This window comes from Cellulosimicrobium sp. So1_17 (genome assembly GCF_055181235.1).
Genome location: NZ_CM143702.1, coordinates 3690431 through 3713015 on the forward strand (window position 1 = coordinate 3690431; position 22585 = coordinate 3713015).

General features: G+C 73.6%; 14 protein-coding genes. 7 read left to right on the forward strand and 7 right to left on the reverse strand.

Annotation, left to right across the window (positions count from 1 at the left end; genetic code table 11):
• Positions 1-105: 105 nt before the first annotated feature.
• Genes ACZCLJ_RS16295 through ACZCLJ_RS16305 form a run of 3 tightly spaced genes read right to left on the reverse strand, consistent with a single transcriptional unit; the run spans position 106 to position 1737 of the window.
• Positions 106-717: a GNAT family N-acetyltransferase gene (locus ACZCLJ_RS16295; protein WP_463104514.1), complete on the reverse strand. Its 612-nt coding sequence runs from the start codon at positions 715-717 to the stop codon at positions 106-108.
• Positions 718-764: 47 nt separating this feature from the next.
• Positions 765-1415: a LytR C-terminal domain-containing protein gene (locus ACZCLJ_RS16300; RefSeq protein WP_251149989.1), complete on the reverse strand. Its 651-nt coding sequence runs from the start codon at positions 1413-1415 to the stop codon at positions 765-767.
• A 25-nt stretch (positions 1416-1440) separates the two neighbouring features.
• The gene (locus ACZCLJ_RS16305; RefSeq protein WP_251149990.1) at positions 1441-1737 is read right to left on the reverse strand and encodes a type II toxin-antitoxin system VapB family antitoxin; all 297 of its coding nucleotides are present in this window, start codon (positions 1735-1737) and stop codon (positions 1441-1443) included.
• 369 nt (positions 1738-2106) lie between these two features.
• Between ACZCLJ_RS16305 and ACZCLJ_RS16310 the strand changes: the two genes are divergently transcribed.
• The 6 genes from ACZCLJ_RS16310 to ACZCLJ_RS16335 all read left to right on the forward strand — a co-directional run bounded on the left by ACZCLJ_RS16310 (position 2107) and on the right by ACZCLJ_RS16335 (position 10530).
• A complete protein-coding gene (locus ACZCLJ_RS16310; RefSeq protein WP_251149991.1) occupies positions 2107-2196 on the forward strand; it encodes a potassium-transporting ATPase subunit F in 90 nt (29 codons plus the stop codon).
• Between the two features lie 82 nt (positions 2197-2278).
• Positions 2279-3934 (forward strand): potassium-transporting ATPase subunit KdpA, encoded by a 1656-nt coding sequence (kdpA, locus tag ACZCLJ_RS16315; protein WP_463106419.1) that lies wholly within the window; start codon positions 2279-2281, stop codon positions 3932-3934.
• A gap of 251 nt (positions 3935-4185) precedes the next feature.
• Positions 4186-6369, forward strand: a complete 2184-nt coding sequence (gene kdpB, locus ACZCLJ_RS16320) for a potassium-transporting ATPase subunit KdpB (protein WP_463104515.1) — start codon at positions 4186-4188, stop codon at positions 6367-6369.
• Between the two features lie 85 nt (positions 6370-6454).
• Positions 6455-7183 (forward strand): K(+)-transporting ATPase subunit C, encoded by a 729-nt coding sequence (gene kdpC, locus ACZCLJ_RS16325; protein ID WP_463104516.1) that lies wholly within the window; start codon positions 6455-6457, stop codon positions 7181-7183.
• Positions 7184-7219: 36 nt separating this feature from the next.
• Positions 7220-9829, forward strand: a complete 2610-nt coding sequence (locus tag ACZCLJ_RS16330; RefSeq protein ID WP_463104517.1) for a DUF4118 domain-containing protein — start codon at positions 7220-7222, stop codon at positions 9827-9829.
• On the forward strand, positions 9826-10530 hold the full coding sequence (locus ACZCLJ_RS16335) for a response regulator (RefSeq protein WP_251149994.1): 705 nt from the start codon (positions 9826-9828) through the stop codon (positions 10528-10530). The genes ACZCLJ_RS16330 and ACZCLJ_RS16335 overlap by 4 nt, the downstream gene beginning before the upstream one ends.
• A gap of 4 nt (positions 10531-10534) precedes the next feature.
• Here ACZCLJ_RS16335 and ACZCLJ_RS16340 read toward each other — a convergent pair whose 3' ends face one another.
• The 4 genes from ACZCLJ_RS16340 to ACZCLJ_RS16355 form a co-directional block, all read right to left on the reverse strand.
• Positions 10535-11920: a TrkH family potassium uptake protein gene (locus ACZCLJ_RS16340; RefSeq protein WP_463104518.1), complete on the reverse strand. Its 1386-nt coding sequence runs from the start codon at positions 11918-11920 to the stop codon at positions 10535-10537.
• A 118-nt stretch (positions 11921-12038) separates the two neighbouring features.
• Positions 12039-12836, reverse strand: a complete 798-nt coding sequence (locus tag ACZCLJ_RS16345) for an ABC transporter permease (RefSeq protein ID WP_463104519.1) — start codon at positions 12834-12836, stop codon at positions 12039-12041.
• Positions 12833-13588 (reverse strand): ABC transporter ATP-binding protein, encoded by a 756-nt coding sequence (locus tag ACZCLJ_RS16350; RefSeq protein ID WP_463104520.1) that lies wholly within the window; start codon positions 13586-13588, stop codon positions 12833-12835. The genes ACZCLJ_RS16345 and ACZCLJ_RS16350 overlap by 4 nt, the downstream gene beginning before the upstream one ends.
• On the reverse strand, positions 13581-14261 hold the full coding sequence (locus ACZCLJ_RS16355) for a TetR family transcriptional regulator (protein ID WP_463104521.1): 681 nt from the start codon (positions 14259-14261) through the stop codon (positions 13581-13583). The genes ACZCLJ_RS16350 and ACZCLJ_RS16355 overlap by 8 nt, the downstream gene beginning before the upstream one ends.
• Positions 14262-14461: 200 nt before the next feature.
• Here ACZCLJ_RS16355 and ACZCLJ_RS16360 point away from each other — a divergent pair, with 200 nt between their 5' ends.
• Positions 14462-22477 (forward strand): DUF5979 domain-containing protein, encoded by an 8016-nt coding sequence (locus ACZCLJ_RS16360; protein WP_463104522.1) that lies wholly within the window; start codon positions 14462-14464, stop codon positions 22475-22477.
• Positions 22478-22585: the final 108 nt, after the last annotated feature.

Consider the following 22585-nt stretch of genomic DNA (forward strand, 5'->3'; position numbering starts at 1 on the left):
CCCTGCCGAACCTCGGGTCGTGCGTCAGACGGAGTCCGTCCTGCCGCACGACCCCGGGTTCGCGGCCGACGCGTCGCGGGCAACCCCGGGTTCGGCGAGGCGACGTCAGAGGTGCAGGCCCAGCGTCATGCCGCCGTCGTCGCCGGAGAGCTCCGTGAAGCCGAGGTGCCGGTAGAACCCCACGGCGCCGACGTTCGCGTGCGCCACGCCCAGGTGGACCCCCGGCACGCCGTCGGCGCGCAGCGCGTCGAACAGGGTCCCGAGCAGTCGCCGACCGTTGCCGCCGCCCTGCGCAGCGGGCAGGAGGTCGACGTGCAGGTGCGCGGGGAACTCGTCGACCACGTCGGGTTCCGGGCGGTGCGGCGTGTGGATCTGCTGCACGAGCGCCTCGTCCGGCGAGCCGTCGGGGAACGAGCCCAGCGGGTACCGCTCGCGCAGCGGCGGCCACCAGTCGCGCTCGCACGCGGCGTCGAACGCGACGGTGTCCCGCGCGCCGACGACATAGCCGACGGCGTCGCCGCCGTCGTCGAGCACGAACGCGAGACGCGGCTCGAGCGCGAGGTACGCCCCGAGGTAGACCTCGCCGAGCAGACGCGGGTCGGCGTAGAGATCGCTCGCGTCGGTGCCCGACGCGCCGGTGCGCAGGCAGATGTCGTAGAGGCGGTCGACCTCCGCGGGGTCGTCGACGCGCGCGGGACGGAGGGGCAGGGGGTTCATGAGGCAGCCGTTCGGGTGTCGCAGGGGTTCCGCCAGGCGGCGGACCGTCAGCCCTCCGCGGGCGGGACGGGCAGCGGGCGCGGCGTGATCTGGTCGGCCGGCACGCAGCCCTCCGGGTTCTCCAGCGGGACGTCAGCGGCGATCCCGATGAGCTCGAGGTCCACGAGGTCCTCGAAGTCGGCGCCGACGTACAGCGTCACGCTGGCGTCCTGGCGGGTGTCGAGCACGTACCCGGGCTCGGGGTAGTGGGCACCGAGCGTGTAGGCGGGGGCGATGCCTCCGGCCCCGAAGTGGATCTGCGTCCTCGCGAGGGCGTCGGGCTCGCCGTCACCGTCCAGGTCCTCGGCGTTCCCCGTGCCGACGACGGTGAACCCGCGCTCCGTGAGCACGTCCTGGTTGATGCCCGCGAGGGGCTCGTCCCGGCCCGACGCGTTGACGATCGTGACGTGCACGTCGCCCGACGCCGCCGGGAGGGCGCCCTCGGGGAGGCAGGGCACGTCGACGTCCGCGAGGGCGTCGACCACCTCCGGCGTGGAGAACGGTCGCGAGAACGGCGCGTCGATCGCGCCCGTGTACACCGCGAGCGCACCGAGGCCGGTGACGGCCAGGGCGGCGATGAGCAGCCCGAACACGACGGCCTGGCGCTCGTGGATGCGCCGGCGGCGCACGGAGCGGGCGCGGTCGGGCTCGGTGGTCACGCCAGAAACCTACCCGACGGCGCGCTCATCGGAGCGTCAGGACGCGGGCGTGGAGGATCGCGCGCTGCTGGAGCGCTGCACGGACCGCCCGGTGCAGCCCGTCCTCGAGATAGAGGACGCCGTCGTACTCGACGACGTGCGCGAAGAGGTCGCCGTAGAACGTCGAGTCCTCGGCGAGCAGCGCGTCGAGGTCGAGGGTGCGCTTGGTCGTCACGAGCTCGTCGAGACGCACCTGCCGGGGCGGCACGTCCGTCCAGTCCTTGACGCTCACCTTGCCGTGGTCCGGGTAGGGGCGCCCGTCTCCGACGGCCTTGAAGATCATGCGGCACATCCTAGGTGGCCGACGGCGGCCCGCACCCCCCGCTTCCGCGGGCGGTCACGCGGTCGTCACGTTCTCCCCACGAAGCGTCCGGCGCCCCGGGCCGGATCCGCCGGTCAGGATGTCGTCAGGGACCGGAGGCCGAGCGTCAGGGTTCCGTCAGGACGGACCCGAGGCGCGTGCCGGCGGACGTAGAACGGCAGGGAGCGCGGACGTCGCGCTCCGGCCGTCGCGCCGAGCGCGACCGGCCGCCCGTCGTCGCGAAGGCGTCCTGCTCATGGCCGACCTGGCCTACCTCCTCCTCACCGTCGCGTTCTTCGCCGCGGTCGCGCTCGTCGCGCGCCGGCACGGATCGTCGGGAGGCACCCGGTGATGCTCCTCGACTGGGTCGCGCTCGCCGCGATCGTCGGCACGCTCGGCTACCTCTTCGTCGCGCTGCTGCGCAGCGACCGGGCACGGTGAGCGCGCCGTGCCCACGGACGTGACCACCGCACTGGACAGCGCACTGAGCACGGCGGCGAGCACCGGCACGGACCCCACGGTCGTGTGGGCCGCCGTCGGGCAGGTCGCGCTGCTCGTCGTCGCGCTCGCCGCCGTGCACGCCCCGCTCGGCGCGTACATGGCCCGCGTCTACACGTCGCCGCGCCACCTCCGGCTCGAGCGGGCGGGCTACCGCGCCGCGCGCGTCGACCCCGACGCCGAGCAGACCTGGAGCACCTACCTCTTCTCCCTGCTGGGCTTCTCCCTCGTCTCCGTGCTCGTGCTCTACGGGCTCGGACGCCTGCAGGAGCACCTCCCGCTCGACCTCGGGTTCACCGGGCTGGACCCGGCCGGCGCCTGGAACTCCGCCGTCTCGTTCGTGACCAACACGAACTGGCAGTGGTACTCCGGAGAGGCGGCCGCCGGGCACCTGCTGCAGATGGCCGGCTTCGCCGTGCAGAACTTCGTCTCCGCGGCGGTCGGGATGTCGGTGGCGATCGCGCTCGTCCGCGGGTTCGCGCGCTCCGGCACCGACGCCCGCATCGGCAACTTCTGGACCGACCTCACGCGCTCCGTCGTCCGGATCCTCCTGCCGATCGCGTTCGTCGCGGCCGTGGTCCTCGTCGCGAACGGCGTGATCCAGAACCTGAACCCCCACACCGCCGTCGAGACGCTCGCGGGCGGGACCCAGCACCTGCTCGGCGGGCCCGTGGCGTCCCAGGAGGCGATCAAGGAGCTCGGCACCAACGGCGGCGGGTTCTTCAACGCCAACTCGGCCCACCCGCTCGAGAACCCCCACCCCTTCACCAACCTGCTGGAGATCTTCCTGCTCCTCGTCATCCCCGTCACGCTGCCCCGCACGTTCGGGCTCATGGTCGGCGACCGCCGCCAGGGCTGGGCGATCCTCGGCGCGATGGGTGCCCTCTTCACGGTCGCGCTCGCCCTGGTCACGTGGGCCGAGATCGCCGGCCCGGGTGCCGCGCCCCAGGCTGCGGGAGCGGCCATGGAGGGCAAGGAGACCCGGTTCGGGCTCGCGGCGAGCGCGTTGTTCGCCACCGCCACGACCGGCACCTCGACCGGCGCGGTCAACGCCATGCACGACTCGCTCACCGCGCCGGGCGGGGGAGTGGTCCTCTTCACCATGCTCCTCGGCGAGATCGCGCCGGGCGGCGTGGGCGCCGGCCTCTACGGGATGCTCGTCTTCGCGATCGTCGCCGTGTTCGTCGCCGGGCTCATGGTCGGCCGCACGCCCGAGTACCTCGGCAAGAAGATCGGCCGCCCCGAGATCACGCTCGTCGCGCTGTACATCCTCACGACGCCCGCCGTCGTCCTCGTCGGCACCGCGCTGTCCGTCGTGCTGCCCGCCGGCCTCGCCGGCCAGCAGGAGACCGGCCCGCACGGCCTGTCCGAGATCCTCTACGCGTTCGCGTCCGCGGGGAACAACAACGGGTCCGCGTTCGGCGGGCTGACCACCGGCACGCCGTACTACGAGACGCTGCTCGGCCTCGCGATGCTCGTCGGCCGCTTCGTGCCCGTCGCGCTCGTCCTCGCGCTCGCCGGCCGGCTCGCGAGCCAGAAGGCCGTCCCCGCGTCGGCCGGAACGCTCCCGACCCACCAGCCGCTGTTCGTCGGCCTGCTCGGCACCGTCGCGCTCGTCGTCGTCGGCCTCACCTTCATCCCCGTCCTGTCCCTCGGTCCCGTCGTGGAGTCCTTGTCATGAGCACGTCGTCCTCTTCGTCCGAGCGTCCGGTGGTGGCGTCACCTCCGAGCGCCCGTGGTTCCGCGGAGGGCGGGGCGGGTCTACCATCCGCTCCGCTCGTTCCTCGCGGCGCTCCCGCCAGACCCGCCACGCCCCGCCCCGCCCTCCGCTCCACCACGGCCGCTCTCCCCGGTGGTTCCGTCCCCGACGGCGGCGGCTCGCCCTCCGGTGGTTCCGTGCCCGACGGCGGTGGGTCGGGTTCTGCAGGTCCCGTGCCCGACGGCCGTCGGTCGCGGCCGGCGCGGGCGCTCACCGGGGCGCAGGTGCGGGCGGCGCTGCCGGCCGCGGTGCGCAAGCTCGACCCGCGGGTGCTGTACCGGTCGCCCGTGCTGTTCGTCGTCGAGCTCGGGGCCGTCGCGACGACGGTGCTCGCGGTCGTCGAGCCGACGGCGTTCGCGTGGTGGATCACCGCGTGGCTGTGGGCGACCGTGCTGTTCGCGACGCTCGCCGAGTCGGTCGCGGAGGCGCGGGGGAAGGCGCAGGCGTCGAGCCTGCGCGCGACCCAGCGCGGCACGACGGCGCGGCGCGTCGTCTCGGCGAGCGCCGCCGGTCCGGTCACCGACGCGGCCGCCGCAGGGCGCCTGCACGCGCTGCCCGTGACCGAGGTCGCGTCGTCGGAGCTGCGCGTGGGCGACGTCGTCGTGGTCGAGGCGGGCGGGACGATCCCTGGCGACGGTGACGTCGTCGAGGGCGTCGCGTCGGTCGACGAGTCCGCGATCACCGGGGAGTCCGCGCCCGTGATCCGCGAGTCGGGCGGTGACCGGTCCGCCGTGACGGGAGGGACGGTCGTGCTGTCCGACCGGATCGTCGTGCGCATCACCGCGCCCGCGGGGCAGACGTTCGTCGACCGGATGATCGCGCTCGTCGAGGGCAGCGAGCGCCAGCGGACGCCCAACGAGATCGCGCTGAACATCCTCCTGACGTCGCTGACGATCGTCTTCGTGCTCGCGGTGGCGACGCTCCAGCCGTTCGCCGCGTACTCGGGGGCGAAGCAGTCGATGGTCGTGCTCGTCGCGCTCCTCGTGTGCCTCATCCCGACGACGATCGGCGCGCTGCTGTCGGCGATCGGCATCGCGGGCATGGACCGTCTCGTGCGGCGCAACGTGCTCGCGATGTCGGGCCGTGCCGTCGAGGCCGCGGGCGACGTCGACGTGCTCCTGCTCGACAAGACCGGCACCATCACCCACGGCAACAGGTTCGCGACCGAGGTCCTGCCCGTCGGCGACGTCTCGGTGGACGAGCTCGCGGCGGCGGCGCGGCTCGCGTCGCTCGCCGACGAGACGCCCGAGGGGCGCAGCATCGTCGACCTCGTGGAGCGCACGTTCCCGGGTGCCGGCCTGCACGACGACGCGGGCGACCTCGCCCGGACGGGCGCCCCCTCGTCGTCGGGCACCGACGACAGGCGCGACGAGCTGGCGGGCGCGACGCTCGTCGCGTTCACCGCGCAGACGCGCATGTCCGGGGTGGACCTTCCCGGTGCGGGCGGCCCCCGGCGCCTGCGCAAGGGGGCGGGCAGCGCCGTCGAGCGGTGGGTGCTGTCGACCGGCGGCACGCTCGCCGGCCGCGAGGCCGACGCGCTGGCCGCCCACGTGGACGCCGTGAGCTCGCAGGGCGGCACGCCGCTCGTCGTCGCGGAGCAGGTGGGCGACGGACCCGCCCGGGTGCTGGGCGTCGTCCGGCTCAAGGACGTCGTCAAGGACGGGCTGCGCGAGCGGTTCGACCAGCTGCGCGCGATGGGCATCCGCAGCGTCATGGTCACGGGCGACAACGCGGTGACCGCCCGCGCGATCGCCGCCGAGGCGGGCGTCGACGACGTCCTGGCCGAGGCGACGCCCGAGGACAAGCTCGCGCTCATCCGCCGCGAGCAGGAGGGCGGGCGGCTCGTCGCGATGGCCGGCGACGGGACGAACGACGCGCCCGCGCTCGCGCAGGCGGACGTCGGCGTCGCGATGAACACCGGGACGACCGCCGCCAAGGAGGCGGGGAACATGGTCGACCTCGACTCGAACCCGACGAAGCTCCTCGAGATCGTCGAGATCGGCAAGCAGCTGCTCATCACGCGCGGTGCGCTGACCACGTTCTCCGTGGCGAACGACGTCGCGAAGTACTTCGCGATCCTGCCCGCCATGTTCATGGGCGTGTTCCCCGCGCTCGGCGTGCTCAACGTCATGCGCCTGTCGAGCCCCGAGTCGGCGATCCTCTCCGCGGTGATCTTCAACGCGCTGATCATCGTCGCGCTCGTCCCGCTCGCGCTGCGCGGCGTGCGGTACCGCCCGGCGTCCGCGTCGTCGATGCTGCGACGCAACCTGCTGATCTACGGCGTCGGGGGGCTCGTCGCCCCGTTCGTCGGCATCAAGCTCGTCGACCTGCTGGTCTCCCTCCTCCCGGGCTTCTGACCGCGCCGCACGGCCGGTTCGGCCGCCGGTGCGGCCGGCACTCCCCACCACCCACCATCCACGACACGAGATCGAAGGACTCCTCATGCCCAGCACCTCGCCCACCCGTCCCGACGGCGGTCCCGCGGGAACGCCCCGCGCGTCGGTCGGCGGCGGCGTCGTCTCGCTCACCCGGCAGTCGTTCGCCGGGCTTCGCGTCCTCCTCCTCTTGACCCTGCTGCTCGGCGGCCTCTACCCGCTCGCGGTGCTCGGCGTCGGCCAGCTCGGGTTCGGCTGGCAGGCGAACGGCTCGCTCGTGCGCGCCGACGGGTCGCGCGCGACCGCCGTCGACGACGCGGGTCCCGACGGCGCGGCGGTCGTCGGGTCGGCCCTCGTCGGCCAGGACTTCGGCGTTCCGGGCGCCGACCCGCAGTGGTTCCACGGACGTCCCTCGGCGGCGGGCGACGGGTACGACACCCTCGCGTCGGCGGGCTCGAACCTCGGTCCGAACAACCCCGACCTCGTCGCCGCGATCGAGGAGCGCCGGGTCGCGGTCGCCGCGGAGGACGGCGTCGACCCGTCGGACGTCCCGCCGGACGCGCTCACGGCGTCGGCCTCGGGGCTCGACCCGCACGTCTCCCCGGCGTACGCCGAGCAGCAGGTCGAGCGTGTCGCGACGGCGCGCGGTCTGGACGTGGCGGAGGTCCGCGAGCTCGTCGAGGCCGAGGCGGCCGGGCGCGTGCTCGGGGTGCTCGGCGACCCGCGCGTGAACGTCCTGTCGCTCAACCTCGCGCTCGAGCAGCTCGACACGTCGGGCGCTGCGGGTACCCCGTGACTCCCGCACCCGTCCGCGCCGTGGTGGACTGCACGCATGGACGCTGAGCAGCCGCGCCGAGGTCGTCTCTCGGTCTACCTCGGCGCGGCGCCGGGCGTCGGCAAGACCTTCGCGATGCTCGACGAGGCCCACCGCCGTCGCGCGCGCGGCACGGACGTCGTCGTAGGGCTCGTCGAGACCCACGGACGGGACGCGACCGCCGCCAAGGTCGGCGACCTCGAGGTCGTGCCGCGCCGCGTCGTCGGTCACCGCGGCGTGGAGCTCACCGAGCTCGACGCCGACGCGGTCCTCCTGCGGCGCCCCGACGTCGTGCTCGTCGACGAGCTCGCCCACACCAACGCCCCCGGGTCCCGGCACCCCAAGCGGTGGCAGGACGTGGACGACCTGCTCGCCGCGGGGATCGACGTCGTGACGACCGTCAACGTCCAGCACCTCGAGTCGCTCACCGAGGACGTCGAGGCGATCACCGGCGTGCGGCAGCGCGAGACGGTGCCCGACCACGTGGTCCGCGAGGCCGACCAGATCCAGCTCGTCGACCTCTCGCCGCAGGCGCTGCGGCGCCGGCTCGCGCACGGCAACGTGTACCGGGCCGAGCAGATCGACGCGTCGCTGTCGTCGTACTTCCGGGAGGGCAACCTCACGGCCCTGCGCGAGCTCGCGCTGCTGTGGCTCGCCGACCGCGTCGACGACGCCCTCACGCGCTACCGGGCCGACCACGCGATCTCGGGCACGTGGCCCGCGCGCGAGCGGGTCGTCGTCGCCCTCACCGGCGGACCGGAGAGCGCGACGCTGCTGCGCCGCGGCGCCCGGATCGCCGAGCGGGCCGCCGGTTCGGAGCTGCTCGCCGTCCATGTCCTCGCGACCGACGGGCTGGCCGCGGCGTCCCCCGCGGCGCTCGCGGCCGACCGCGAGCTCGTCGAGTCCCTCGGCGGGACGTTCCACACGGTCGTGGGGGAGGACGTGCCGTCCGCGGTCGTCGACTTCGCGCGCGGGGTCAACGCGACGATGGTCGTGGTCGGGGTGTCGCGGCACTCCCGGTGGCGCGAGGCGCTGCTCGGCTCGACGAGCGCCGAGATCGCGCGGCTCGCGGGATCGCTCGACGTGCACCTCGTGACCCACGAGCGGGCGCGCGCGGGCAGGGTCTCGCGGCGCGCCCTCAGCCCGCTCTCGGCCCGACGGCGCGTGGCGGGCTGGGTGCTCGCCCCGACGGCGCCGGCGCTGCTCACCGCGCTGTTCGTCGGCACGGGGGAGCTCGTCGACCTGTCGACACAGGTGCTCGTGTTCCTGGCGCTCACCGTCGGGGTCGCGTTGGTCGGCGGGATGTGGCCGGCGCTCGCGTGCGCCGTGGTGTCGTTCCTGTGCATCAACTGGTTCTTCACGGCGCCCACCGGTCTGCTCACCGTCGCCGACCCGGAGAACCTTCTCTCGCTCCTGCTGTTCGTGCTCGTCGCGGTCGCCGTCGCGTCGGTCGTCGACCTGTCGGCGCGGCGGTCCGTCCAGGCGTCGCGCGCCCGGGCCGAGGCGTCGACGCTCGCGGGGCTGTCCCGCTCGGTGCTGTCGGGGGAGGACACCGCCGACGCCGTCGTCTCCCGCCTCGCCGAGACGTTCGCGCTGCGCCGGGTCGCGCTGGAGGAGCGCGCGGGCGGGGGCGGTGCGGCTGCCGGGTGGTCGACGATCGCCGAGGCGTCGCGCCCGGTCGACGAGCCGAGGCGCGACGTCGCGGGCCGCGCCCGTGCGAGCGGGCGCGACACCCACGGCGACGACGACCGGACGCTCGTCCGGGTCGACGACGACCGCCGCCTCGTGCTCGACGGTCGCCCCCTGCCGGCCGGTGACCGGCAGGTGCTCGACGCGTTCGGCGCCCAGGCGGGCATCGTCCTGGAGTACCGGCGCCTGCGCGAGCAGGCCGCGCGCGCCGCGGTGCTCGCCGAGGCGGACGCGACGCGCACGGCCCTGCTCGCGGCGGTGTCGCACGACCTGCGGACGCCGCTCGCCGCGATCCGCACGGCGGTGGACGGGCTACGCCTCCCGGACGTCGCGCTCGCGCCCGAGGACGAGGACGCGCTCGTCGAGACCGTCGCGACGGCGACCGGGCGGCTCGAGCAGCTCATCGACAACCTGCTCGACCTGTCACGGCTCCAGACGGGCGCCGTCGTGCCGGTCCTGCGAGCCGTGTCGCTCGACGAGGTCGTGCCGTTCGCCGTCGAGCCCGCGGCCGACCGCGTCGAGCTCGCCGTGCCGGACGACCTGCCCCTGGTGCGCACCGACCCGGGGCTGCTCGAGCGCGTGGTCGCGAACGTCGTCGGGAACGCGGTGCGCTTCTCGCCCGGCGACGTGCGGGTCACGGCGTCGGTCTCGCGGGACGGCGTCGAGCTGCGCGTCGTCGACCGCGGCCCGGGGCTGGACGACGCCGCGAAGGAGCGCATGTTCGAGCCGTTCCAGCGGCTCGGGGACACGAGCGGGAGCGGTGTCGGGCTCGGCCTCGCCGTGGCACAGGGCTTCGCGCGGGCCGTGGGTGCGACGATCCTCCCCGAGGACACCCCGGGCGGCGGCCTGACCATGGTCGTCACGGTCCCGGTGGCGGACCCCGGGCCGCGGACCGCCGACGCGTCCGGGGCGGCCGACAGGGACGAGGAGGAGCGATGAGCGCCGAGCGCGAGACGGCGGGGAACCGGGTGCTCGTCGTCGACGACGACCCGGGCCTGCTGCGGGCCATGGAGATCACGCTGCGCGTGCACGGCTGGGACGTCACGACGGCGGCGAGCGGGCGCGCGGGGATCGACGCCGCGGCGACGGCCCACCCCGACGTCGTGCTCCTCGACCTCGGTCTGCCGGACGTCAGCGGGATCGACGTCATCACCGCGGTCCGGGGCTGGAGCCGGGTCCCGATCATCGTGCTCTCGGCGCGCCAGCTCGGCGACGACAAGGTCGACGCGCTCGACGCGGGTGCCGACGACTACGTGACGAAGCCGTTCGCGATGCCCGAGCTCATGGCGCGGCTGCGGGCCGCGGTGCGTCGCGCGTCGAGCGAGCCGGTGCCCGACGACCCGGTCGTCGAGGCCGGCGACCTGCGCATCGACCTCGCGCGCCGCCAGGTGCAGCGCCGCGGCCACGAGGTGCGTCTCACGCCGACCGAGTGGGCGCTGCTGGAGCTGCTCGTGCAGCACCGGGGGCGCGTCGTCGGGCGCGAGCAGATGCTGCGCGAGGTGTGGGGACCCGCGGCGACGCGCGACACGCACTACCTGCGCGTGTACGTCGCGCAGCTCCGGCGCAAGCTCGAGGACGACCCGGCGTCGCCGCGGCACCTGCTCACGACGCCGGGCATGGGCTACCGGTTCGAGGTCTGAGCCGTCACCCGATCACCGCGGCGCTCTCCGGGTGTCGGAAGAGCCGTGGCCGGGACCGCAGCGCCAGGGCCGAGCCGAGCGTGATCGGGCCGAGCCGGCCGAGAAACATGAGGCCGACGAGGATCAGCTGGTGCGGGGCCGAGAGGTCTGCCGTGATGCCTGTCGACAGGCCTGTGGTGGAGAACGCCGACGTCACCTCGAAGAGGACGCGGTCGAGGCCGAGCGGTGACGTCGCGGTGATGACGAGCGTCGACAGCAGCACCGCGGCGACGCCGAGCAGCGCGACGCTGACGGCCTGGCGCTGCGTCGCGGCGGCGACGCGCCGGTCGAACGCCGTGACGTCGGGGTCGCCGCGCAGCTCCGACCAGATGACGAACGCGAGCACCGCGAACGTGACGACCTTGATGCCTCCCGCGGTGCTGGCGCTGCCTCCGCCGACGAACATGAGGATGTCCGTGCCGAGCCATGTCCCGCTGTTCATCGCGGAGGTGTCGAGGGAGTTGTAGCCGGCGGTCCGCGCCATGACGGACTGCGTGAACGCGGCGAGGACCCGGTCGCCCACGCCGAGGGCGCCGAGCGTGCGGGGGTTCGCCCACTCGGCGACGAGGAAGAAGAGGGTCCCGCCGGCGAGCAGCACACCGCTCGTGACGAGGGTCAGCTTCGTGTGCAGGCTCCAGCGCGACGCACCGGTCCGGCGACGGCGGGCACGGTAGAGCTCGAACAGCACGGGGAACCCGATGCCGCCGAGGACCACGGCGAGGCACAGCGGCACGCACGTCCACGGGTCGCCGACGAAGCCCACGAGCGAGTCGGAGTACAGCGCGAAGCCGGCGTTGTTGAAGGCCGAGACGGCGTGGAAGACGCCGTGCCACAGGGCCTCGCCGGGTGTCGCCCCGTACCCCACGACGAGTCGCGCGGCCACGAGGAGCGCGACGACGCCCTCGACGGCGACGGTGACCCGCAGGACGCCGATCAGCACCGAGCGCACGTCGCCGAGCCCGACGCTGCGGGTCGACGCCGCGGCCACCAGCCGCGTCCGCAGGTCCAGGCGCCGGGACACGAGCAGCCCGAGGAGCGAGGCCGCCGTCATGACGCCGAAGCCGCCGAGCTGGATGAGCACGAGGATCACGACCTGGCCGAACGGGGTCCAGAACGACCCGGTGTCGACCACCGCGAGCCCCGTGACGCACACCGCCGACGTCGCGGTGAACAGCGCCTCGAGCGGCGTCGCGAGCCGGCCGGTCGTGGAGACCGGGAGCAGGAGGAGGAGGGTCCCGACGGCGATCGCCGCGGCGAACCCGCCGACGACCAGGCGCCCGGGCCGGGCCCCCTCCGACCGGAGCGGCGCACCGCGCGGCGACGGTCGACGGAGGATCGGGAGCAGACGCACGACCCCGGTCTACCGGACGACAGCGGCCCTCACGGCGATCTTGACGGGATCATGACGCCGCGGGCGTCACCCGGCCTGCGCGACGAACCGCGCAGCGCCGGTCGGGGGCGCCCACCCGTCAGCGGCCGGTCAGCTCGGCCCGGTCCCACCACCACGCCGTCGCGATCCAGCCCGCGGCTGCGACGAGCGGTGCCGTCGCGAGCTGGAGGGCGGAGACGGTCGTGCCCGGCCCGCCCATCCCGAGCCACAGTCCCGGCACGGCCCAGGGGAACCACGGACCGGCGCCCGTGAGGGTCACCACCTGCGCCACGACGACGACGCCGAGGACCGCGCCGACGCCCGCGAGCGCGTCACGGCCCCAGGTCGCGACGAGGCCGAACGGCAGCGCGGTGAGCGCAGCCAGGACGCCGCCCAGCGCGGCGCGACCGGCACCGGGCCACGGCGTGCCGGCACCGGGACCGGTGGCGGCACCGACGAGCAGCGCGACGACGACCGACCCGAGGCTCGCGGCGACGGCCCACGCCAGGACCGCCAGAAGCTTGGCCGACGCGAGCTCCGCCCGGGAGGAGCGGCCGGTGAGCAGCGGCTCCACCGTGCCCTCCGTGAGCTCCCGCCCGAACGACCAGCTGACGACGAAGCCCGTCGCGAGGAGCGACGCCACCGCGAGCACCTGCCCGCTCAGTCCCGTCACGGCGTCCCAGCCGACGCCGGGCACCATCGGGCGCACCTTGAGGGCGAGCGTGCTGTCGCCGCCGTGCTCGGCCGCGGCGGCGAAGCCGACCGCCAGCAGGGGGACCACCAGCACGAGGGCGGACGTCGCGACGCGCACGACCGTCGACCGGACGAGCTTGAGGAGCTCCGCGCCGAGAGCCACGCCGAGACCCGCGGCGTGGGCCTCGGACCGCGTCGCGCTCACGGTGTCACCTCGGGCACGGCGCCGCCGGTCGACGCCGCGTGCACGGTGCGGAAGAACTGCCGCTCGAGGTCCACGCCGTCCGGCGCGAGGGTGCCGGCCACCCGTCCGTCGTGGACGACGGTGATCGTCGAGGCGGTGCGGGCCATCTCGTCCAGGTGGTGGCTCGACACGAGCACGGCCGTGCCGACCGCGGCCCGCCGCAGGAGCGTCTCGCGGACCTCGATGACACCGGCCGGGTCGAGCGCGCTCGTGGGTTCGTCGAGCACGAGGAGGTCCGGGTCGTGCACGAGCGCGGCCGCGAGGGCGAGTCGCTGGCGGTTGCCGTCGGAGAGCGTGCGGGCGCGCCGGTCTGCCCAGCGGTCGAGCGCGAGGGCGGCGAGGAGCTGGTCGGTGCGGCGGTCCGCGTCCTGGCGCGCGCAGCCGTGCAGCCGGGCCGCCGTGCGGAGGTTCTCCCGCACGGTCAGCTCGCCGTACGCGCGACCGCTGCCGACGTGACCGACCCTGGCCCGGACGCCCGCCGGGGCTCGCCAGGCCGGCACGCCCCAGAGCTCGGCCGCGCCGGCGCCTGGTCGCAGCAGCCCGACGAGCAGCCGCAGCAGCGTCGACTTGCCGGCGCCGTTGAGACCGACGAGCGCGTGCACCTCGCCGGGGCGCACCTCGAGGTCGACGCCCCGCAGCGCGGGCACGTCGCCGAACGCGCGCGCGAGCCCGACGGCGCGGACGGCCGGTCGGTCGTCCGTCGTCTCAGGCACGGTGCTCTCCGGCCTCGTGCGTCGTAGCGGCCGCGAGGGTCGTGCGGTCCTGGATCGCGTCGACCGGGGGCGTGCCGACCGGGGGTGGGTCGGTCCGGGGCGCGTCGGCGCGCGCCCGGACCAGCACGTCGAGCGCCCGGCCCACGACCGTGGACAGCTCCTCGTCGCCGGTGTCCGCCCAGTGGAGCAGCGCGGCGGTCAGCGCGGCGAGCGTCGCGCCGACGGCGGCGCGCGCCTCCAGCGGGTCGCACCCGTCGGCGACGAGCTGCTCCACGACCGACTCCTCCGTGCGCGCGTTGTTCTGCCAGACGGCGCCGCGCAGCGCCGGGGTGCGTGCCACGATCCGCGTGCGTCGGCGTACGACGTCGACCGCGCCGGGAGGGATGTCGCGCCACGCGGATCTCAGTCCTGCGACGGTGCGTCGCAGCGGACTCTCGGTGCGCGGCTGTTCGGCGACGGCCGCGACGAGGAGCGGGTCGTACGGGTCGTCGAGAACCACGCGCTCCTTCGCGCCGAAGTGGCGGAAGAACGTCATCTCGGTGACGCCGGCCGCGGCTGCGACCTGGGCCACGGAGGTCTCGTCGTATCCCTGGCGCTCGAAGAGCCCGAGCGCGTGGACGACGAGCGCGTCGCGCGTGCGCTCGCGTCGGCCGGGCTGGGAGCGGTCCGTCATGGCTCAATGTTAGTCACTAACATTGGGAGACGCGAGAGCAGGACGGCGCCTCCGTCGCTCGAGCAGTGACAGCCGGTGGCGCCAGGCTCCGGGTCTGGTGTTTCGCCGCGACGACGTGGAGGCTCTGTGGCAATGTCGTGACGACGGCGGCGCACGACGACGTGCGCCGAGGTGGGCTGTGTGGGGCGGAGGACAGCACTATGGGGGATCGTCGAACGGCGAGCGGCGGCACGACACGGCTCGGCCGGTCGCGGCAGGAACGGCGCGCGCGCCGGTTCCGTCGCGCCTGGGGAGCGGTCGGGACGGCGCTGCTCACGCTCCCGCTCGTCCTCGCGCCGGCGCTGCCGGCGGTGGCGGCGTCCTGGGCCATCGGCAAGTCGGAGACGAGCACCGGGCCGTACCAGCCCGGGCAGACCGTCACCTGGGTCGTGACGATCTCGTGCTCCGACCCGAACCAGGACCCCTGCACCCCGACCACCATGACGGACCCGATGCCGGAGTACGTCGACCTCGTCAGCGCGTCGATCCAGAGCGCCGGGACCGGCACCGTCAACCCGCAGATCGACGTCGACCAGGACACGGACACCGTGACCTACACGGCCGACAGCGTGAACAACGGTCAGCAGTCGCAGATCCTCATCACCGGGACTGTCTCCGACGACATCCCGTACAGCCAGGACGGCGTGCCGATCACCAACACGGCGACGGTGGACTCGGACAACGCCGAGCCCGCGTCGGCGAGCGACGACATCGTCCCCGAGGTCCCGCTGGTCCTCGACTCCGAGACGACGAAGTCCATCGACCCGCCAGGCGCGATCGCGAGCCCCGGCACCCCGGCGACGGTGACCATCGGCGGCACGAACACGTCGAACGACCCGGTGGACTCCCTGATCATCACCGAGCCCACGCCGGGGACCGACCCGAACCCGTTCACCTATCTCGGCTTCACCGGTTGGGGAGCCGTCACGTGGCCCGCGGGTGCGACGTCTGCGGACGTGACGTTCACCTGTGCCGACGGGTCGACCCCGACCGGCAGCAGCAGTGTCCCGAACACGCTGCCCGATCCGCCGGCCGGCTGCGAGGTCGAGGGGTTCACGGTCCAGTTCGACGGCGACATCGGGATCGACGCCTCCGCGTCGATCCCGTTCGGCGTCGAGCAGACCGACGCGGTCACCGGGCTCACCGACACCACCACGCTGACCAACACGACGTCGTCGAGCGTGGTCGACGGCGCCGGCGAGTCGGAGCCGACGGAAGCCAGCGACACGTACGTCATCACGCCGCCGAACAACTCCGTCACGCCGACCAAGTCGTTCGACCCCGCCGTGGTCAGCGCCGGGTCCCCGACGACGGTCACCCTCGGTGCGACCAACGACGGCGACCCGACGACGTCGATGACGATCACCGAGCCCTCGCCGGGCACGGACAGCCCGTTCGAGGGCGACGACCCGCTGACCTTCACGGGCTGGGGCACCGACGGTGCCGGGGCCGGTGTCGTGTGGCCGAACGACGCCGACGCCGCGAGCGTCACCTTCACGTGCGCCGACGGGACGACGACCGACCCGATCGCCGCGGAGGCGGAGGACACGCTCCCGGACCCGCCGGCCGGTTGCGTCGTCGTCGGGTTCTCGATCGAGTACACCGGGAGCATCGTCACCGGTGCCCAGGCGACCGTCCCGTTCACCGCGGACACCGACCCGGACCAGGTCGAGGACAACGTCCTGCACCCGAACGAGATCACGGTGGACATCCCCAACGCCTCGGGCACCGCGGACGCGACCCTCGAGACGCTGACCGACCGGCTCGCCACGGAGACGACCAAGTCCATCTCGCCGTCCACGATCCCTGCGCTGCCGGGCCAGACGGTCGTCGTCGGTCTCCCCACGCAGCTCCTGCCCTTCGGCGAGGACGGGTCCACGACGAACGCCGACCAGGTCGTCATCCAGGACCCGACCGAACCCGGCGCCTCGCCAGAGTTCTGGGGCACCTTCACCGCGTCGTCGGTGCGGTCCACCGACGTTCCGGCCGGCACCGAGCTGACGATCAGCTACTGGAACGGTTCCGAGTGGGTCGAGGCGCCCGACTGCGGCAGCCCGGTCGAGGGTGCGGCGACGGTGAACTGCGACCTGCCGGACGACGCCCAGGGCGTGCAGTTCGTCTACGACGACACGACGGGTGAGGGCATCCCGCCCGGCGAGAGCTTCGCCCCGAACTTCGTCGCCACGTACGACGGGCCGGAGGACCGCGAGGAGCCGATCGCCAACTGCGGCGCGTCGAGCGCGTCGAGCGACGCCGTCGCCCCGACCGACCCGGCCGAGGGCTGCGACACCGTGGACCCGTTCCCCGTGCCGGTGGGTCCGGGTGACCTCGACTTCGTCGACAAGACCTTCCTCGCGCCGGAGGGTCAGAGCGGAGAGCCCTACACCCTGCGCGCCCGCACGCAGGACGAGATCACCGCACAGATCACCTGGTCGACCAACGGGTTCGAAGGCGTGGACCCGATGGTGATCAGCGACATCGCGGACCCGGTCGCGGCGGACGACCCGGCGATCGCCGGGTCGTTCTACGACGCCTTCAACCTGGTGCAGATCGCCGTCGACGACCCCCTGATCCAGTACGACCAGATCGAGAGCGTCGAGCTGTTCGTCGACGGCGCCTGGGTCGAGGCCTCGGGCGACCCGTGCCCGGAGGCGTGCGACGGTACCTTCCCGGGCTACACGCTGACGGCCGACGAGCAGGAGAGCGCAACGTCGGCGCGCCTGACGTACACCGAGTCGCCGGGGCGTGCGGCGTTCCCCTCGGACCCGACGGTGCCGGCCGCAGGGTCAGGCGTGGCCCGGTCGACGCAGGCGGACGGGCGGCACCTCGACCTCACGTTCCAGCTCCGTGACGACCGCCGCAGCGGCGGCCCGGCGCTCGGCGAGCAGCAGGGCGAGATCTACAACAACCCTGACGACCCGGGCCTCGTCAACGACACCGCGCGCGGCACCGCGACGTTCCAGGGGACGGACCGGACCGACACGGACGACGACGACGTCCTCATCCTCGACCAGCCCATCAACGTCGGGATCACCAAGGACTGGACCGGTGGTCCGCTGTCGGTCCCGCCGGAGGGCACCCCGTACGAGGACTTCCCGACGACGGTCGCCACCATCACCGCCTCGAACAACTCCGTGGCCCGGGTGGACCAGCTGCGCATCGCCGAGCCGTCGTACGCCAACGACGACCTCGTGGTCGAGCCGCAGGTCGCAGCCGGCACCAACCCGTTCGACGCGTTCACGCTGACGGACATCGTCGACGTCGTCCCGCCGGACGGCACCGAGACGACCACCGTGACGCTGACGACGGTCGGCGGCACCACCACCGACTACACCGAGCCCGAGGCCGAGGCGTTGACCGCCGCGCAGCTCGAGGACGTCGTCGGCGTCGAGGTCACCTTCGACGGGCGCATCGCGTCCACCGAGTCCGGCGACAACCAGGGCGTGCTGGAGATGCAGCTCAAGCTGCGCGAGCTCGACCGGTACACCGGCGAGCGGGTCACCGTGGACCACGACCCCAACCCGGTGCCGAACGGCGCCGGCGCCGAGGTCTCCGACCCGGGCGGAACGACGGCCCAGACGCCGCAGGCCTGGGACACCGCGGAGATGGAGCTCCAGGACGCGTCGATCTCGATGGTGGAGACCAAGTCGTTCAGCCCGGCCACGATCGTCGAGCCCGGGACGGACGCCGAGGAGAACCCGACGTCGATCCTGACGATCACCGGCCAGCCGACCGGCCCCTCGCGCGCGGTCGAGATGACGCTCACCGACGTGGACGGGAGCTTCTGGAACCAGTACGACCTGGTCGGGTTCGACGGCTCGACCCTCACCGCGCCGATCGACCAGGTCCAGGTGGACGCCTACACGGGCGGCACGTACGACGAGGCGAGCGACACCTTCACCGGGGGCACGTGGGCCGACGGGGACCCGTCCGGCACCTTCGCGCTGCCCGCCGGCGTGGACGCGGCCGACGTCGTCGGTCTGCGGTTCACGTTCACCCGGGCCGACGGCGCGATCTGGGAGAACCCCGCCAACCCGACCCAGGCCGTGAACCTCGAGGTGCAGGTGCGCGACACGCTGCGTTCCGACCCGAGCACCACGGTGCCGAGCGACCTGGCCCTCAACGACCCGGCGCCGGGCGAGGCCGCGCCGGGCGTCGCCACCAACGACGTGACCGCCACGGTCACGGGCGCGGACCTGGTCTTCAACCCGGAGGACCCGGAGAACCCCGTCCCGGTGTCCAGCACCGCGGAGGCCTCGGGGACGATCACCTACCAGCACACCGAGAACGGCGTGAAGATCGTCAAGGACTTCGACACCGACATCACCGGCGGCACCAAGCCACCGAACACGCCGTTCCCCATGAACATCACGGTGACGAACGTCGGGAACCGGCCGATCTACGACCCGGTGATCGTCGACGACCCGATGCCGACGGACGCCGACGGGCCGCAGCTGCGGCTCGCCGACGTCGAGGAGCCCTTCTCGTACGCGCTCACGGAGCCCGGTACGCCACCTGTCGGCCAGCCCAACGGGCCGCAGATGCCCACCGACCCTGCGAACGTGGCCGTGGACCAGACCGGCAACATCGCGGGCCTGACCTTCACCTTCCCCGAGGGCACCGTGCTCGAGGTGGGGCAGGTCTACACGATCACCGTCCAGGTGCAGTTCCGCACGACCCTGGCCGCGAACACGGTGGTCGAGAACACCGCCGGGGTCACCGGCGACCGGCCGTGGGACGTCTGCCAGGCCCAGTCCGGCGAGGACGGCAGCACCATCGACGGCCGCCTGGACGAGGACACCGGGGCGTGCGAGGCAGACTCCGACGTGACGCCCGTCCCGTCCGGCGTCCTGTCCGAGTCGAAGCTCGTCAAGGCGACGAACGACGAGTACCCGCTCGGCATCATGGTCGATCCCGACCAGCCGGGGAGCGTCACCCCGGAGGACTGCCAGCCGAACGCGGCCGGGTTCTACGCCTACCCCTGCACGCCGATCATCCCGCCGGGTCAGAACGAGACGTGGCGGGTCCGGGTGGACAACGTGGGCAACCTTCCCATGGACAAGGTGGTGCTCTACGACCGTCTGCCGACCCCGGGCGACACCTCGTCCGACCCGACCAGCGCTTCGGAGCGCGGGTCGCAGTGGACGCCGATCCTCACGAACGACCCGCCGCCGCAGGTCGTCAACGCGCCGCCCGGCAGCACGACGACGTTCTACTACACGACCGTCGACGACTACTGCCCCGACGACCTGGTCGACCCGGTGAACGAGCCCGCCTGCCCGGACGACCCGGAGACGGGCTGGGCCGTGCTGACCGCGGACACCTCGGAGGAGACCTACGAGCAGATCACCGCGATCAAGACCGTGATCGAGATGGCGCCGGACAACCTGTTCCAGCCGGGCAGCTTCATCGCGCTGGAGGCGACGACGACCACCCCGCCCGAGGTCCCGGAGGCGGGTGACCGGTCGATCGCCTTCAACTCGGCCGCTGCGTCCGGCGTCGTCGTGACCCAGACGGGGGAGATCAACTCCCTGCGCGCGGAGGGGGTCAAGGTCGGCGTCGCCACAGCGTCCGGCCCGCTCGAGGTGACCAAGCTCGTCACGGGTGACGGCGCGGAGAACGCGCCGAGCTCGTTCGACCTGGAGGTGCAGTGCACGTCCGCCGTCGGGACGTGGGTCGAGACCGAGCTCGACCCGATCCCGGTCACGGTGACGCCGGGGACCCCGGTCGTCGTGCCGAACCTGCCGTACGGCGCGGAGTGCGTCATCACCGAGGGCGCGGACGCCGGGCAGACCCGCCTGGTGCTCGAGCCGAGCAGCGTCACGATCGACAGCGAGGACCCGGACGACCCGACGTCGATCACGGCGATCAACGTGTACGACCTGTCGAGCATCGTGATCGACAAGGAGGTCGTCACCGACGCGGTGGACCAGGACGGCGAGCCCGTCCCGTTCGGCCCGTTCGACGTCGAGGTCGACTGCACGTTCCTCGGCGAGGAGGTCTACGCCGAGGGCTACGGCCCGGGGCCCGGACCGATGGAGATCACTCTCGAGGACGGCGACTCGGTGACGCTCGCCGGGCTGCCCGTGGGTGCCGAGTGCACCGTCGACGAGACGGGTGCCGGGAACGCGTCGTCCACCACGATCACGGTCGACCAGGGCCTCCCGGGGCACCCGGTGACCACGGACGGCCCGTCGACGGACCTCACGCTCGTCGGTGACGTCCTGGGTGCGAGCACCAACGACGTCACCCTGACCAACACCTACGACGTCGGCGGTCTCGCGCTCCAGAAGGTGCTCGACGGCGAGGGCGCAGACGCATACGGCCAGGGACCGTTCACCATCCACGTGGAGTGCACCTTCGACGACGGTGACGGCACCGGGCCGCAGACGGTCTACGACGCCGACATCGTGCTCGGCGGCGCGGGCCCGCTCGAGGCGGACCTCGCGAACCTGCCCACGGGCGCGGTGTGCGACATCGAGGAGATCGACGACGCGGGCGCCACGGGTGCCGTCGTGGTGCCGGAGTCGGTCACCGTCGGCAGTGGCGAGGTCGCGGACGTCGTCATCACCAACACGTTCGACGTCGGCGCGATCGAGGTCGACAAGGAGCTCGCCGGGCTCGGTGCGCTCTACGGCCCCGGCCCGTTCGAGGTCGAGCTCGCGTGCACCTATGGCGACGAGGGCGAGGACGTCCCCCTGACGATCCCCGGCGGCGCGACACGCGTGCTCGTGCCGGGCGACCCCGTCGTCTACGACGGGCTGCCCGTCGGTGCGGAGTGTGTCCTGACGGAGACGGACGACTTCGGGGCGTCGTCGACGACGGTCACCGTCGACGGCGGCGAGCCGGTCGACGGCACGACGGTGGAGATCACGGTCCCGCCGGTGACCGACGGCGACCCGACGACCGTTGCGGTGACGTTCACCAACACCTTCGAGACCGCGCCGCTCGTGGTGGAGAAGGTCGTCGACGGCGAGGGGGCGGCGTTCGCGCCGCCGATGCCGGAGCTGCCGCCGTTCCCCGAGGTCCCCGACGGACCGATCGACCCCGAGACGCTCCTGCAGCTCCTGGAGGAGCTGGTGGAGTACCTCGAGGCCGTGCCGTACGAGGAGCTCCCGTACGCGGTCTCCCTGGAGTGCACCACCTCGCAGGGTGCACCGGTGGAGGTCATCCCCGGCGGTCCGGACCGGCGGTTCGGTCCGGGCTTCCCCGCGATCTACTTCGGGCTCCAGGACGGTGACACGTGCACCCTCACGGAGACCGAGGACGGCGGCGCGACGTCGACCTCGATCGACCCGAACCCGGTGACGATCGTCGGCGCGGAGCTCCCCGCGGAGCCCGTCCAGGCCGTCGTGACCAACACCTACGACGTGGGCTCGCTCGTGGTGGACAAGGTCGTGGACGGCGAGGGTGCCGAGGCGTTCGGCGCGGGACCGTTCGAGGTCACGCTCGAGTGCACCTTCGAGGGGGCGCCGATCGAGGTCCCGGGCGGACCGACCCGCGAGCTCGTCCCTGGCGAGCCGGCGACCTTCGACGGTCTGCCGATCGGCGCCGAGTGCGTCGTGACGGAGTCGGCGACGGGCGGCGCGACGTCGAGCACGGTCTCGGCCGTCGACGACGGCGAGCCCGGCGTCGTGACCATCGCGGCGGACCCGGCCGCGGTGACCGTGAGCAACACGTTCGACGTCGGTCAGGTCGTCGTGACCAAGGAGCTCGACGGTCCCGGGGCGACCGAGCACGAGGGCGACGAGTTCGTCGTCGCGCTCGCGTGCACGTGGGACGTCGACGGCGTCGAGACGGACGTGGTCCTGCCGGGCGGTGCGGAGCGCACGCTCTCCGCGGCGGACGACTGGACCGCCGTCTACGAGCAGGTCCCGCAGGGCGCGACGTGCACGGTCGCGGAGACGGACTCCGGTGACGCGGAGAGCGTCGCGATCGTCGTCGACGGCGTAGAGGTCACGACCGACCCCGCGGACGGCGTCCCGACGTCCGACCCGTTCGGCGTCCCCGTCGGGGACGACGCCCAGGTCGACGCGAGCGTGACGAACACGTTCCCGAGCTCGGGCGGCGACCTCCCGCGGACGGGTTCGACGGTGCTCGCCGTGACGGCCTTGGCGGTCCTGCTCCTCGCGACCGGCGCGATCCTCGTGGCCGCACGCAAGCGCGAGGACGCCTGACACGAGGGCTCGCAGGGGGCTCGTCGGGGCTCGTCGGCACCGTCCGGCGAGCCCCGACGGCGTCCTGCACGGGATGATCACGGACGGAAGCGGCCAGCCCCCTGCCGT

What these genes read in the sequence shown, in the direction of transcription:
- ACZCLJ_RS16360 (WP_463104522.1), top strand. Translation starts at nt 14,462, where the DNA reads ATGGGGGATCGTCGAACGGCGAGCGGCGGCACGACACGGCTCGGCCGG.
- ACZCLJ_RS16295 (WP_463104514.1), bottom strand. Translation starts at nt 717, where the DNA reads ATGAACCCCCTGCCCCTCCGTCCCGCGCGCGTCGACGACCCCGCGGAG.
- ACZCLJ_RS16310 (WP_251149991.1), top strand. Translation starts at nt 2,107, where the DNA reads ATGCTCCTCGACTGGGTCGCGCTCGCCGCGATCGTCGGCACGCTCGGC.
- ACZCLJ_RS16355 (WP_463104521.1), bottom strand. Translation starts at nt 14,261, where the DNA reads ATGACGGACCGCTCCCAGCCCGGCCGACGCGAGCGCACGCGCGACGCG.
- ACZCLJ_RS16335 (WP_251149994.1), top strand. Translation starts at nt 9,826, where the DNA reads ATGAGCGCCGAGCGCGAGACGGCGGGGAACCGGGTGCTCGTCGTCGAC.
- ACZCLJ_RS16330 (WP_463104517.1), top strand. Translation starts at nt 7,220, where the DNA reads ATGGACGCTGAGCAGCCGCGCCGAGGTCGTCTCTCGGTCTACCTCGGC.
- ACZCLJ_RS16305 (WP_251149990.1), bottom strand. Translation starts at nt 1,737, where the DNA reads ATGATCTTCAAGGCCGTCGGAGACGGGCGCCCCTACCCGGACCACGGC.
- kdpC (WP_463104516.1), top strand. Translation starts at nt 6,455, where the DNA reads ATGCCCAGCACCTCGCCCACCCGTCCCGACGGCGGTCCCGCGGGAACG.